Below are 14,294 nucleotides of genomic sequence, written 5' to 3'. Positions count from 1 at the left end.
CAACTCTTATATACTGACCTCTCTAGACAATGGCTAACTCAGGGCAAACTCGTTCCACGACTATTCTTCTTTGGATCGGTGGCCTCGTCGGAGCCATCCTGATCATCTTTGGCATCCGCGCCCTCACCCGCGAGAAGATTCCGGTGCGCGTCACCACCGCCTCTCTCCAGCCGCTGATCAGCACCGTTCCCACCACCGGCAAGGTCGAGCCCATCCATGAGTACCAGGCCCACGCACCCGGCCCCGGCGTCATCCAGAAGATCTACGTTGAGGTCAACCAGCACATCAAGGCCGGCACCCTCCTCATGCGCATGAACGACGCCGATGCCATCGCCCGCCTCGCCAGTGCCCAGTCCACCCTCTCCGGTGCCCAGCTTAACCAGCAGGTCATCGGCTCCGGCGGCACCCTGGAAGAGCGCACCCACTTTAACCAGGACATAGCCGCAGCTCAGACTGAGCAGCGCAACGCCCAGAACGATCTCGCCACGGAGCAGAAGCTGCAGCAGCAGGGCGCAGCCTCCGCCGGCGAGGTCCTTCGCGCCCAGCAGCGCCTCCAGACCGCCAACACCGCCCTCGCCAATGCCCAGTCCCACACAGCCAGCCGATTTGACTCAGGCGATCAGCGTGGTGCCGCAGCCCGTCTCAACGATGCAAAGAACAATCTCACCGCAGCCCAGGCAGGAGTCGCCGCCGTAGACATCCGCTCGCCCATCGACGGCACCGTCTACTCCATTCCCTTCTCCGCTTACGACTTTGTACCCTCCGGCGCGGACGATCTCCTCGACGTAGCCGACCTTACCAAGCTTCAGGTTCGCGCTTACTTTGACGAGCCCGTCATCGGCCAGCTTGCCCAGGGACAGCCCGTCAAGATCGTCTGGGATGCACGGCCCAACGTCGCCTGGCACGGTCACATCCTGCGTGCTCCCACTACCGTCAGCAGCTACGGCACCCGCAGCGTGGGTGAGGCCATCATCACCGTGGACGACGCCAAGGGCGACCTGCTCCCGAACGTCAACGTGACCGTCACCGTGACCGTCTCTGAGCTTCCCGACGCCCTCAGCATCCCCCGGGAAGCCCTCCACACAGAAGGTGCCAACAACTACGTCTATCGCATCGTCAACGGCCATCTCACTCAGACGCCCGTCAAAGTCGGTGCCGTCAATCTGACGCGTGTTCAGATCACCAGCGGGCTCGACAAGAATGAAACGGTCGTACTCGGCCCTGTCATGAGTAGCCAGGAACTGGTCGATGGCCTTCAGGTGATTCAGGTCAAATGAGGGCGACCCGCACACTCTCACAGCGCAACCGCCCGGGAACGAAGCCAACCAGCCCGGCCCGTTTGACCTGCCTTCTCATCGCCGGTCTTTCGGTCCCCGCCTTCCATCAGGCTGAAGCTCAGCTCTCCCTCTCCACGGCCGTCGATCTCGCCTTGACGAATAACCCCCGCGTCAAGGCAGCCGAGTCCGATTCCGCCAAGGCCGCAGCCGCGCTCGCGGCCACGCATGATATCTACGTGCCATCCCTCAACGCCGGCGCAGGCTTGGGCGAGTCCTACGGCTACAGCCCCAATCCTCCCACGCTCTTCACCTTCAGCGCGCAGTCGCTCGTCTATAACGCAGCGCAGTTCTCCTACATTCGCTCCGCTCATTCCGGGCTGGAGGCGTCCAATCTCGCTCTCCAGGATGTTCGTGAGGCCGTCGCGGAAGACGCCGCGCTGACCTTCGTCGCACTCGATCACGATCAGCAGCGTGAAGCCGTCCTCCGCCAGCAGGCCGAGTACTCCATGAAGCTCGTCAGCATCGTCCTTGCCCGCGTCGACGCAGGCAAGGACACCGCCATCGACCTGACCCAGGCCAGGCTCACCGGCGCCCAGTTCCGCCTCGCCCTGCACCGCGCCCAGGACGATACGGAGAATGATCGCACCCATCTCCAGCGCATCATGGGCGTACCCGTGACCACCGTCACCGCAGAGGGCGGCTTCCCCACCACTCCCTTGCCCACGGATTCCAACTCGCTCCCCGGTGGAGCTCCCAACGCAGGCGTTGCCGCGGCTTTCTTCACCGCCCGCGCCAAGCAGCAGCAGGCTTTTGGCGATGCTCGCTTCCTCTACCGACCCCAGTTCTCCCTCATCGTCGAGTACAACCGCTACGCCACCTTCACCAACTCGTTTCAACAACTGCAAAGCAACAATAAGAATGCCATCAACGCCAATGAGGAAGTCATCGGCGTTCAGATAACCCTTCCCCTTTTCGACCGCTACAGAAAAGACAAAGCTCGTGAGAGCGCAGCCGATGCGCGGCACTCCCTGCACGAAGCCGAAAACGCCCAGATCACCGTCCTCGACGCCCAGACCAAGCTCAACCACACCATCTTGGAGCTTCAGGATCGAGCCGAAGTCGCCAGCCTTGAGCAGCAGCTTGCCCAGCAACAGCTTGATGTCCTGCAGCTTCAACTCAACTCCACCACCCCGGGCGCAGCCCCACAGATGACCCCCAAGGACGAGCAGAACTCGCGCATCTCGGAGCGGGAGAAGTATCTCGGGGTCATCGATACATCCTTCCAGCTTCACCAGGCTGAAATCTCGCTTATGCGTCAGACCGGACGACTGGAACAATGGCTCCGCCGGTCCTCGCTCACCACAAGCCCTGCCCCTTCGTCTCCTCTACAGCCCAATCCGTAGACAGTTTCGTCGCATTCCTTCCGCGGGCGAGTATCTGCCCGGATAACCGCATGCCCGGCAATCCCGCCGCCTAAAATGTTACTGAATGGTAAGATTGAACAAACCGATGAACAAGCCTCTGAAGACCCTGCTCCTCAATCCGCCGTCCTTTGAGAACTTTGACGGAGGCGCCAGCTCACGTTGGCCCGCCGTTCGTGAGATCGAGTCCTACTGGTACCCCGTCTGGCTCGCCTATCCCGCAGGCCTCCTCGAAGGTTCCCGCCTCCTCGACGCTCCGCCGCACCACGTCAGCGCCGACGAGACCATTGAGATCGCCAAGAGCTACGAGTTCCTCGTCCTGTTCACCTCAACGGTAGGCTGGGCCGGCGATCACGCCCTCGCTCAGGCCATCAAGAAGGCGAACCCCACCATCAAGATCGCCTTCGTAGGCCCACCCGTCACCACGGACCCCTACCGCGCACTGAACGAGTGCTCCGCCATCGACTTCGTCTGCCGCCGCGAGTTCGACTTTACCGTAGTCGAGTTCGCCAACCACAAGCCGATCAATGAAATCCTCGGCCTCACCTACCGCAATCCGGAAGGCGGCTTCTTCGATAACCCGGACCGCCCGCAGGTAGAAAAGCTCGATAAGCCCGACATGCCCTGGGCCACCGAGATCTACGCCCGCGACATGGACGTCACCAAGTACAACGTCCCGTTCCTGCTCCACCCCTACGTCTCGCTCTACAGCACCCGCGGCTGCCCGGCCCAATGCACCTTCTGCCTCTGGCCCCAGACCCTCTCCGGCCACGCCTGGCGCAAGCGCTCCACGGACGACGTAGCCGCTGAAATGGCCAACGCCAAGAAGCTCTTCCCCCACGTCAAAGAGTTCTTCTTCGACGACGACACCTTCAATATCCAGAAAGAGCGCACCATTGAGCTCTGCGCCAAGCTCAAGCCGCTCAACATCACCTGGTCCTGCACCTCGCGCGTCACCACCCATCGCGAGACCCTCAAGGCCATGAAGGAAGCCGGCTGCCGCCTCCTTATCGTAGGCTTCGAGTCCGGCGACCCTCAGATCCTCAAGAACATCAAAAAGGGTGCCACCGTCGAGCGCGCACGCGAGTTCGTCAAGGACTGCCACGACCTCGGCCTCATCATCCACGCCGACTTCATCCTCGGCCTCCCCGGTGAGACCAAGCAGTCCATTCGCAACACCATCGACTTCGCCAAATCCCTCGACTGCGAGACCATCCAGGTCTCCATCGCCCACGCTTATCCGGGCACGGAGTTCTATGAGTTCGCCGAAAAGAACGGCTTCATCACCAATCACAAGATGGACGACGATGCCGGCCACCAGATGGCACACATCGAGTACCCCGGCCTCCCCGTCGAGTACGTCATGGAGATGGTCCACAAGTTCTACGACGAATACTACTTCCGCCCCAAGGCAGCCTTCCGCGTCGTATGGAAGGCCATCGTCAACCGCGACGTGCCCCGTCTCTACGTCGAAGCCAAGTCCTTCATGAAGCTTCGTTCGCAGCGCAACAAGGCCTCGCGCAAGATGAAGGAAGAGAACGCACTCAAGGCCCAGGAATCAGTCAGCATGAACGCATAAGCTGGCTCCCTGCACCACCAAACGGCCAGCACGCATCCAACGTGCTGGCCGTTTACTTTCACCTAAACCTTTTCATCAACGCAAATGTCATTCTGCGCGAAGCGGAGAATCTCCGTAGTTGCCTTTGCTGTTGTTTGTTTTACGCCGTCATCCTGACCCTGCAAGGGGAAGGACCCCCGTATTTGTACTTGCCGTTGCCTCCAAATTCCATGACCCACAGACTCACATCCCAGCAATACCTCACCCTCCTCGCGGTCGTCCTCACCGCCTCCTTCGGTGACGCCCTACTCTCAAGAGGCATGGCCCAAATCGGCCAGGTTGATCTCCACCATCTCCCACTCCTCTTCCACGCCCTCGCGAACCTCAACGTCATCGCCGGAATCTTCCTCCTCATCGGCTTCTTCGCCTCGTACATGACCGCCCTCTCCTGGGCCGACCTCACCTTCGTCATGCCCGCCACCGCCTTCGGCAACGTCGTCATCGCCCTCATTAGCCGCTTCATCCTGCACGAGCATCTTTCGCTCTCACGCTGGGTCGGCATCCTTCTCCTCACCTCTGCCGTAGGTTTCGTCGCCAACCGCCCCGCCCGCACCGACCTCGCCACCGCCCCCGGGGTCGCCCTCTAGTGCACCACGCCACCTCACCCCTCATCACCTGGACCTGCATCGCCTTCGTCGCAGCCCTCGCCATTGCCGGCGAGGTCCTCATCGCAGCAGCCATGCGCAACATCGGCGACCTCGACCTCATCCGCGCCCACTCCGGCATCCCCGGAGCCGCACGCAAGGTCCTCGCCAACCCCACCTTCCTCGCCGGCGCATTCTGCATGGCGCTCAACTTCTTCGCCATGCTTTACACCCTCTCCAAGGTCGATCTCTCGCTAGCCGCCCCCGGCATAGCCAGCTTCAACTACGTAGGCAACGCCATAGCCGCCCGCCTCTTCCTTAAGGAAGACGTAGACCGCCGCCGCTGGCTCGCCGTCCTCTTCGTAGCCGTAGGCGTCTACCTCCTCGCCCGCTAACGATATTCGTTTTTTTGTCATTCCGCAGCGAAGCGAAGGAACCTGCAGTTGTCTTGCCCAGCCCCGGCAACAACCGGGTGCCCCATGTCTCGATTCTGAGACATGGGTTCTACACCTCTCCTGGACAACGTGTGCCCCATCCTCATCGCAGCCTTACCGCGATTAGGTTGGGCCTCGTTTGCGGAAGCAAACGACGTTCTTGCCTTTTGCAAAACTATTCAGCTCTCCCTAAACAAACCCCAAATTAGCCGTAGAGAACGACCCAATATTCGGAAAGATCGAGCTCATCTGAGCATTACTAACCCCAAACCAGCTAGCCAGCGTAGCCGCATACTGCACACTAGCCGTAGTCGGAACCCATCGCCCATTCGACCCCGAATCATCCGGCCCCGCAAGCGCAAGCGTCGGGAAAGTCCCATACATCTTGCCGCCCTTCACCGCCCCACCCAGCACCATATGGTGCGCTCCCCACGCATGATCGGACCCCGTATTCGAGTTCGGCTGGAACGTCCGGCTGAAGTCCGACATCGTAAACGTCGTCACATTATTAGCCACATTCAGCTCCTGCGTAGCCGCATAGAACGCAGCCAGCGCCGGACTGATCTGCGCCAGCAGGTTCCCCTGCAGCGTGATCTGATCCGAGTGCGTATCGAAGTTCCCCACACCCGCAAAGAAGATCTGCCTCGAGACCCCCAGCGAAGCCTGCACCTGGATGATCTGTGCAATCTGCTTCAACTGGGCCGCCAGTCCATTGTTCGCCGGAAACACCGTCTTCAGCGCATTCACGGACTGCACCGCATCGGACAGCGTCTTCGCATAGGTATAAGCGTTTGACGTAATCGAGTTATCCGCCTGCACCAAGCTCAACCCAGAGCTGAAACTCACCAGCTGCTGCGCCGTCATCTGCTGCGCCGCACACTCCGTCGTCCCCTCGGAGCAGCTCGCACCACCCAGGTTCCCCGGGCTCACCGACACCGGCGTACTATTCGCCCCATTGCAGAACAGCGTATCCCCCGCGACGGACGTAATCATCGGAATCTTCCCATTCGGGTTGTACTGCGTCGAGATCGTATCCGCGATCCGCCCCGCCCACCCGGAAGGTGTAGCCCCGGACTGCGCCGCATTCTGCCACTCCAACTGCTGATCAGTATGCGAAAAAAGATTCGTCGGCACAGTAGCACCAGCCGCCAGATACTCCGCCCGAGTCGTCGGCTGAATCAGCGTCCCCACGTTCGTCACCAGCGCCGCATTGTTGGAGTTGAACAGCGTCTGGATATCCGGCAGATTCGGATTCAGCGCATACAAACCATTCGATCCCAGCGGAAGCAGCCCCGACTGCGCCAGAGCCAGCGGCCCACGCACCGTCGCATAGTTCGCATAGCCCTTCGTATCGTTCGGAATCAGCAGATTATTCGCGTCATTCCCGCCGTATAGAAACACGCAAACCAGCGCCTTATAGTCGGTCGCACTCTGCGCCAGCGAGTTCAGCATCCCAAAAGGCCTCAACCCCGCCGCATTTCCCGCCGCCGCCAGTGATGCGTACTTGATAAAACTCCGCCGATTCGTAGCCATAACACTCTCCCTGAAACCCCGCCGTTACCTTGAAACTCGTCGTTACCCTAAAGCCCGTCGTTACCCCGAAAGCCCGTCATTCTGAGCGAAGCTCAGAACCTCTGTATTGGTCCTTGCCGTTGCCTGTCCTCGCCGTTGCCTGTCCTTGCTCTTGCTGCCTCACCACTGCTCCATACTGCCTTTACACTGCCCCACCACTGCCCTAATGCATCACCTTGTACCCCGAACTGGTAATCACCAGATAAGTCGCCACTCTTACCCGCTGCGGAATATTCGTCAACGTCATCACATGGTTCACAATCGCCGTCCGCATATTGGTCGGCATCTGCCCATGCATGAAGATCGTCCCCAGAGCGTCTACAAGATTGCCGCTATCGGTCGCCGCATTCCCCGTCTTCGAAGCCATGATCCCCAGCGCACTCGTCGCGCTCAGATCCACCGTGAAGCCGCTGATCCCGTTGTAGACCAGGCTGTTCGCCAGCGTCAGCCTCAACACCGCGCTCGCCGTATTCTCCAAAGAGAACTCCGGCGCATTCACCGTCGTCCCCGGAATCACATAGCTCGGCGGAAAGAAGTTGAACACACTCCCCGCCGCATACGGCTTCTCGCTCAGGTTCCCCGAGTAGTTGCTCAGCGTCGCATAGTACCCATTCGGGTCCGTGTTCGAGTACCCCAGCCCACGCATCACATTCGCCAGATAGAGCACCGGCTCCCTCAGATGCCCGCCCTCGGCAGCCGTATTCGTATCCCCTGCACGAGCCTCCGGGTCCATCAAAATCGCATAAACCACAGCCTTCAAATCCCCGCGAACCCCGCTCCCGTTATCCGCGAACACCGTCGCGACCCGCTTCACATAAGCCCCGCTCGGATTGCTTGCCACCAGATGCTGAATCAACTGCTTGCACACAAACGGACCGACGTTCTTATGTGCAAATAGATTCGCCAACGCTCCATCCAGGTCCTGCTCGGCCGTCTGGTTCGCAGGCAGAGTCGTCCCATTCAGCAGCACCTTCGCCGTCACGTCATGCGCGCTCTCCACCGCCGCCATCGGCATATCGAAGTTCGCCGTCCCATTCGGATACTTTGTCGGCGAGCCACCCGTTGCAGTCGCATACGTCCATCCCGTATAAGCCCGCGCAAACGCCTGCACCTGCGCCTGCGTATACGCCGGAATCATGTTGCCGGAGCCATCCAGTGTCGCCGTCCCATCCTCATTCAGTTCGTTGATCCCGATCGTGAACAACTGCATGTTCTCGCGCGAGTAGTTCTCATTCGCAATCTGCCCATTGCCCGGCTTATAGCTGTTCAGCATGTTCAGGTACGCGCCCATCCCGGTCGAAAGAGTGACATCCTTCATCACGGTCGAGAAGTTCCCAAACGCATCCTTCGTCAGCAGGTTTTGATACGGCGTGATCGTGTACCCATTCACGGAGTTGGAAGAGATCACAAACATCTCCGCCAGCGCGAACGCCACACGCTCCCGCAACTGATCCTGCCCCGTCAACGCCGCCTGCCACCACTCGCTCTGCGCACAGTTTGCCGGAACGTTCGTGCAGGTCGCCGGCTGCGGATTTGGTACATCCGCCAGCACCGTCGCCGGAGTCGCAAACTGCTCCGTCAGATACCCATCCAGCCCCACCGTCTGCACATGCTGGATATCCGCCAGCGTCGGCCCAAACGTAGCCTGATCCAGCAGCCGAGACGCAGCCGCCACCGGCACCTTCACCACTGAGATCGCCACTTGGGATACGGTAGAAGCCGCCGCCCCCGGATCGGGATTCCAGACGTCCACAGCCAAACTCGCCGCTGTCGTAGCCGCCACACTCGCCTGCAGCTCCGTGCTGGACACCGCCGTAGTCGTCACAGAAGCTCCACCCACCTGGATCTGCGCCCCACTCACAAACGATGTACCCTTCACATCGATCATCACCGTAGAAGCGGTCCCCGTCTGCGTAGCCGCCGCCGCCGTCACCACCGGCACCGGATTCCACACAGCCTCACTCAAAGTCCCAACCGCGGAAGCCGAAGCCGCACTCACCGCACTGATCGTCACCGTATTCGGACTCGGCAGCGTCGCCGGAGCCGTATAAGTCCCCGTCGACGTGATCATTCCATTCGCGCTCGACCCACCCGTCGTCCCATTGACCTGCCAGGTCACCGACAAATTGTTCGTATTCGCCACCGTAGCCGCGAACTGCGTCGTCCCGCCCAGCCGAGTACTCGCCCCGCCCGTCACCGCAACCGTCGGCGATAAGACCGGCCCACCACCAGTCGACCCACTATTGCCGCTCCCACTGCATCCCCCCAGCAGCATCGCCGAGCCCAAACCCATCGCACCGATCCTCAAACTCCGCCGACCATCGATCATGCGTATCCTCCGCCAGACCCCGGCTTCCCCCGCGCACACCAATCCCGCAGGCGATATCGAACCGATTGAGCCAGACTATACTCCCCCTCAAACGCAACAATCCCCAACAAGTTGCATCTTCCTGAAACTTTATTTCAAGCACTTCGTCTAATGCCATTGCCTGTCACCACACGCAATCACACCATCACCTAACGCATCCGCCGTCGCCTACCGCCCGCGCTCCCGTACACCTCCCTCCCGCACCCCACAAACGCGCCGTCATTCTGCGCGGAGCGCAGAACCTCCGTAGTTGTTTTAATAGCGCCGACACCCTCGCCCATCCCCAGGCCTTGGCTTTCGCTGTAGCTTTGGCTCTTGCTCTAGCAAACCCCAACCTTATCCCGCTCGTATCCGTCTTTTCCCCGTTACGCCTTGCTCTACCCCGCCTCTACCCCCACGACAAAGCCGGTCGGCTAGTACTCAAACACTCATCAACCCACCCAAATCCAAAAATCAGCCTTGATCGCTTTTATCAATCCTTATCAACTCAATCTGTTCGCCAAGGATGAGCGAGACCAGCAGACGCAATCCTGTTTTGATCCGTCTTTCCCCCTTTATCCGTGGTAAGCCCTTCGCCTACGCCCGAGACAAAGCCGGCCGGCTAGTACTAAGCCACTTCATCAACCCACCCGCAGCCAACTCCGGCGACATATACCGCAGCAACTCCCCCCGCAGAGCCCCCGCAGCCAGCCTTCCACTCCGCACCGCCCCTTCCATCGTCGAAGGCCACTCCGTCCGCGTCCAATCCCCCGCCAGATAAAGCCCCGGCCATTCCGTCCTCTGCTCCGGCCGAAATTTATCCAACCCCGGAGTAACAGAAAACGTAGCCCGAGCCTCCTTCAGCACCCCACTCTTCAGCAGCCTAGCCCCCCGCACAGCAGGAAAGAAAATCTCCAACTCCCGCAGCGCGCTCGAGAGGATCTCCTCCCGCCCCATCCCCAGCTCCGCCCATGAAGCACTGATCGTCAACTCCAGATAGCACCCCTCCGTCCACCCGCGTATCCGCGACTTCGCAAACACCCACTGAATCCGAGTATCCAGCAGCACCGCATGATCCAGCCCCGTCACATCCCGGTCATACCAAAGATGAACAGTCGTAATCGGAGCCGAAACAAACGGCCCATCCGCCATCCCCGGCACCAGCTTCCGAGCCTCCTTAAAATTCGTCGCCACCACCACCGCATAGGCCTCGACCTCGACCTCCCCACCCTTTACCACCCACCCACCGTCAACTTGCAAAAGCTCCTCCACCGAGGCCTTCACAAACTCCACTCCCAACTCCTCAGCCTTCCTCCTGATCGGCGCAAGAAACTCCGTCAGCGGCACCTTCGGAATCCCCAGCCGTCCCCCCTCCGCCGACTTCAAAAAAGTCTCATGAAACACCTTCCCCGCATACTTCGTCGAGCACTGCTCAAACCCATCATTCAGCGCCCCCACCACCACCGGCTCCCAAAAATGCCGCTTAGCCCGCTCCGTCTGGCCGGTCCTCACCAGCCACGTAGCAAAGCTCTCCTCATCCCCCTCCGGATACCCCCGCAGAAACTCCATCAGCCCCCGCGCGATCCCCACCTTATCCTTCACCCCCAACATAGGAGCCCGCAAAAAACTCAAAGTCTGGTGGCTCGGCGCAGGCAAAATCCCCGGCTTCATTACACTCTTGTTCCCATTCGTCTCCAGAAAAGTAAGCTCGTCATACCACCGAATCAGCTCTCCGGACCCGCACCAGTCACAAAGATCCACCAGATTCGTACAGCACCCCAGCAGCACATGCTGCGAGTCCAGCACCTCCCCCAGCGCCGGATGCTCATACGAATAAACCCGTCCCCCAACCTCCGGCCGCCGCTCGATCACCGCAACCGAAGCCCCATCCTCAGCCAGAGCCGTAGCCGCCGCCAACCCCGCCAGCCCCGCCCCAACCACCACCACATCAGGCTTCATATCCGGTTCCGAGCAGCCATCCCCGCCCCCCGCACCAGAGCCATCATCTTCTCCCCCGTAGGCACGCTCACCCGCTTGGAAAACACATCCCCATGCCGCGCATCGATCTTCTGCAGCAGCCGGCTATAGATCTCCACCAGCACCCAAAGCGCAGCCCGGCTGTCCTTATCGATCAGCGGCAGCAACTCTCTCGCCGAAGCATAGTACTCCCACGCCTGCACCGAAAGCGCCGAGATCATAGCCCGGTCATTCGGCCTCATCTCCCTCCCCCCAGCCAGCGCGACCACATCCCCATTGCTCACCTGGAACTCGCCCAGCAGCGACTGCGGCAGATACACCCGCCCCCGTTCCACATCCTCCTTCACATCCCTAAGGATGTTCGTCAACTGAAACGCCACCCCGGTCCGCTCCGCCAGCAACTCCGCACGAGCATCGCGATACCCAAAGATCTTGATACAAACCAGCCCCACCACCGAAGCCACCAGATAGCAGTACCGGTAAAGATCCTCAAACGTCTCGTACCCTTCGAGCCCATCCCCCAGCTTCACCGCTCCACCCGCGGCCCCCTGCCCTTCTTCGAGATCCATACTGGTCCCCCGCACCAGGTCCTCCAGCAGCTCATCCCCAATCCCAAACCGCCGCTGCGCATCCCCCAGCGCCACAAACACCGGATCGTCACCAGCCCCCGTCTCCCGCACCAGCCGCCAGGCCGCCAGCCACTCCGCCATCACCACCCGCCGCTGCGCCACCGGCATCGTCTCATCGTCAGCGATATCATCCGCCCGCCGCATAAACGCATACACCGCGCACATCGCATCGCTCTTCGCCTTCGGCAGCACGCGGAACGACCAGTAAAAGTTCTTCGCTTCCCGCTTCGCCACGCCCCGGCAAAACGCATAAGCCTCAGCTACATTTGCAGCGATCATCCGCGCGTCCCCGCCCCAAACACCGCACCCGCCAGCTTCCCGGCCAGCGCCCCACCCAGCAGCTTCATCTTCGTCATCTTGCTCACAGAAGGCCGAGCCCGCAGCACGTCATACCCCTGCGCCACGATCCCCCCCAGCGCAGCCTCGCCGCCCTTTACAAACAGCTTCAGCGTCACACCAAGCTCACGATCCACCGTCCCACTCACCGCTCCACCCTGCTTCAGCATCTCTCCCGCATACCCCGCCAGATAAGTCATCATCGCCGCAAACTCCGGCGTAAACCGCCGCTCCGCGATCAGGCAATCCACCACCCCAAACCGCTGCATCTCTGCGATCGGCAGATACCTCCGCCCGCGCTCCCAATCCTCCACCACATCCTGCCAGAAATTGATCAGTTGCAGCGCCGTACAAACCTTGTCTGACAGCAGCGCCCGTTCCTCATCGTGATAGCCCGAAACCCAAAGCACCAGCCGCCCCACCGGATTCGCGCTCAGCTTCGAGTAGCCCAGCAGCCCTTCCATCGACTCATAATGCGTCATCAACTGATCCTGCAGAAACGCATGGATCAGATCCGCAAACAACTGCTTCGGCACCTGCGTCTCATCGATCGTCTTCCGCAGCGCCACGAACACCGGATGCACGCTCCGCTCCGGAGCCTCATAGCACTCATCCAGCATCTGCTCCCAAGTCGTCAACAGCCGCGTTGCCGTGTCCTTATCCGCAACCTCATCCCCCAGGTCATCGGCCGTCCGGCTGAACGCATAGATGCTCTCAAAGTATGGCCTGATCCGCTTCGGCAGAAACCACGTAGCCACATGAAAGTTCTCATAATGACTCGTAGCCAGATGCCTGCACCAGGCCTGCGCCTCTTCAAGCGTTGGCCGCACCGCAGGCATCGCATACTCCGCAGGAGCCCCCGTCAGATCGAACACCGTCGCCTCCATCAAGCAGCCTCCCCACGCGACACCGGATACACCGCAGTCTTGATATCCATCCCCACCCCACCCCGCACCATCATCCGTTCGAACACCGCCGGAACCTCACCCAGCCCCACCGCCCCCGTAATGTACTCCGCGCACTTGAACCGCCCGCTTGAAACCAGCTCGAACGCCGTCCTGCAAGTCGCCGGCGTATGGTGAAAACTAGCCTTCAGCGTGATATCCCCATAGTGCAGCCGGTTTGTGTCGAGCGCCACCACCGTCCCCGTAGGCGGCCCGCCAAAGAAGTTCACCACCCCACCCTTCCTCACCATCTCGACAGCCCACTCCCACGTCTCCGGCACGGCCACGGCCTCAATCACGATATCCGCCCCACGCCCCGCAGGCGTCAGTGCCCGCACCGCCTCCACCACATCCACCGCCTCATCGATCCGTACCACCTGCCGAGCACCAAACAACTTCGCCGCCTCCACCTGGTCCTCGCGCTTCACCACCGCAATCACGTCCACCCCGGCAAGCTCCGCCGCATGCATGAACATCAGCCCAATCGGCCCTGCCCCAATCACCACCATGCTGTCGCCCGCCCGAGCCCCACTCTCCTCCAGCCCCCGAACCACGCAAGCCAGCGGCTCCGTCAACGCTGCATAGTCCAGCCTCACACCCTCCGGCACCCGCAGCGTATTCTTCTCCACAATCCGAGCCGGAATCCGTATGTACTCCGCGTAAGCCCCGTTGTTGAACAGCAGGTCCTCACAAAGATTCTGCTGCCCCTTCAAACAAAAAAAACACTCATCGCACGGAGCCGAGTTCATCGGCACCACCCGCTCCCCCACCTCAAACCACTGCACCCCGTCCCCAATCTCCGTCACCACCCCGGCAACCTCGTGCCCAAACAGCATCGGAGGAGTCCCCATCGCCGCATGATAGCCCCGCTTGTAGACCTTCAGGTCCGTCCCACACGTCAGCGCCGCACCCACCCGCACCACAATCTCGCCCGGCCCAGCCACCGGCACCGCAACCTCTTCCAGCCGCAAATCTTCCTTGCCGTAAAGCACGGCCGCCTTCATCATCTGACTCATCTCTTCTATCTTCTCATTTCCTTTTCGCCCGACACACAGCGACGCTTTGAAAGGGCGGGACTTTAGTCCCGCCGCATCGACCCACCACAAAATCCGGCTTTAGCCGCTGAGGGAGTTCCGCCTCTTGGACTTCCCGCCA

The 14,294-nt window shown here is 60.8% G+C and carries 11 protein-coding genes; 5 read left to right on the top strand and 6 right to left on the bottom strand.

Annotated elements, in window-relative coordinates:
• Positions 1 to 29 precede the first annotated feature (29 nt).
• From ACIX9_RS08230 to ACIX9_RS08210, 5 genes are all read left to right on the top strand, one after another.
• The gene (locus ACIX9_RS08230; protein WP_013580020.1) at positions 30 to 1,277 is read left to right on the top strand and encodes an efflux RND transporter periplasmic adaptor subunit; all 1,248 of its coding nucleotides are present in this window, start codon (positions 30 to 32) and stop codon (positions 1,275 to 1,277) included.
• A complete protein-coding gene (locus ACIX9_RS08225) occupies positions 1,274 to 2,680 on the top strand; it encodes a TolC family protein (protein ID WP_013580019.1) in 1,407 nt (468 codons plus the stop codon). The genes ACIX9_RS08230 and ACIX9_RS08225 overlap by 4 nt, the downstream gene beginning before the upstream one ends.
• An 85-nt stretch (positions 2,681 to 2,765) precedes the next feature.
• Positions 2,766 to 4,277, top strand: coding sequence for a hopanoid biosynthesis associated radical SAM protein HpnJ (gene hpnJ / locus ACIX9_RS08220; RefSeq protein WP_232298822.1), 1,512 nt, complete (start codon positions 2,766 to 2,768; stop codon positions 4,275 to 4,277).
• 209 nt (positions 4,278 to 4,486) lie between these two features.
• Positions 4,487 to 4,903, top strand: a complete 417-nt coding sequence (locus ACIX9_RS08215) for a transporter (RefSeq protein ID WP_013580017.1) — start codon at positions 4,487 to 4,489, stop codon at positions 4,901 to 4,903.
• Entirely contained in the window at positions 4,903 to 5,295 is a 393-nt protein-coding gene (locus ACIX9_RS08210; RefSeq protein ID WP_013580016.1) for an EamA family transporter, read from the top strand. The genes ACIX9_RS08215 and ACIX9_RS08210 overlap by 1 nt, the downstream gene beginning before the upstream one ends.
• Positions 5,296 to 5,523: 228 nt before the next feature.
• Here ACIX9_RS08210 and ACIX9_RS08205 read toward each other — a convergent pair whose 3' ends face one another.
• The 6 genes from ACIX9_RS08205 to ACIX9_RS08175 form a co-directional block, all read right to left on the bottom strand.
• Entirely contained in the window at positions 5,524 to 6,867 is a 1,344-nt protein-coding gene (locus ACIX9_RS08205) for a DUF1501 domain-containing protein (protein ID WP_013580015.1), read from the bottom strand.
• Positions 6,868 to 7,069: 202 nt separating this feature from the next.
• Positions 7,070 to 9,235, bottom strand: a complete 2,166-nt coding sequence (locus ACIX9_RS08200) for a DUF1800 domain-containing protein (protein ID WP_232298821.1) — start codon at positions 9,233 to 9,235, stop codon at positions 7,070 to 7,072.
• A gap of 615 nt (positions 9,236 to 9,850) precedes the next feature.
• Positions 9,851 to 11,212 (bottom strand): hydroxysqualene dehydroxylase HpnE, encoded by a 1,362-nt coding sequence (gene hpnE / locus ACIX9_RS08190; protein WP_013580013.1) that lies wholly within the window; start codon positions 11,210 to 11,212, stop codon positions 9,851 to 9,853.
• Complete coding sequence (locus tag ACIX9_RS08185) at positions 11,209 to 12,138, bottom strand: phytoene/squalene synthase family protein (protein WP_013580012.1); 930 nt, start codon at positions 12,136 to 12,138, stop codon at positions 11,209 to 11,211. Before ACIX9_RS08185 ends, hpnE begins: the two co-directional genes overlap by 4 nt.
• Complete coding sequence (hpnC, locus tag ACIX9_RS08180; RefSeq protein WP_013580011.1) at positions 12,135 to 13,082, bottom strand: squalene synthase HpnC; 948 nt, start codon at positions 13,080 to 13,082, stop codon at positions 12,135 to 12,137. Before hpnC ends, ACIX9_RS08185 begins: the two co-directional genes overlap by 4 nt.
• On the bottom strand, positions 13,082 to 14,155 hold the full coding sequence (locus ACIX9_RS08175) for a zinc-binding dehydrogenase (protein WP_041597000.1): 1,074 nt from the start codon (positions 14,153 to 14,155) through the stop codon (positions 13,082 to 13,084). The genes hpnC and ACIX9_RS08175 overlap by 1 nt, the downstream gene beginning before the upstream one ends.
• Positions 14,156 to 14,294: the final 139 nt, after the last annotated feature.

Origin of the sequence: Granulicella tundricola MP5ACTX9 (assembly GCF_000178975.2) — a bacterium.
Classification (GTDB): domain Bacteria; phylum Acidobacteriota; class Terriglobia; order Terriglobales; family Acidobacteriaceae; genus Edaphobacter; species Edaphobacter tundricola.
The sequence above is the reverse complement of the archived record's forward strand: the minus strand, read 5'-3'. Positions and strand labels throughout refer to the sequence as shown.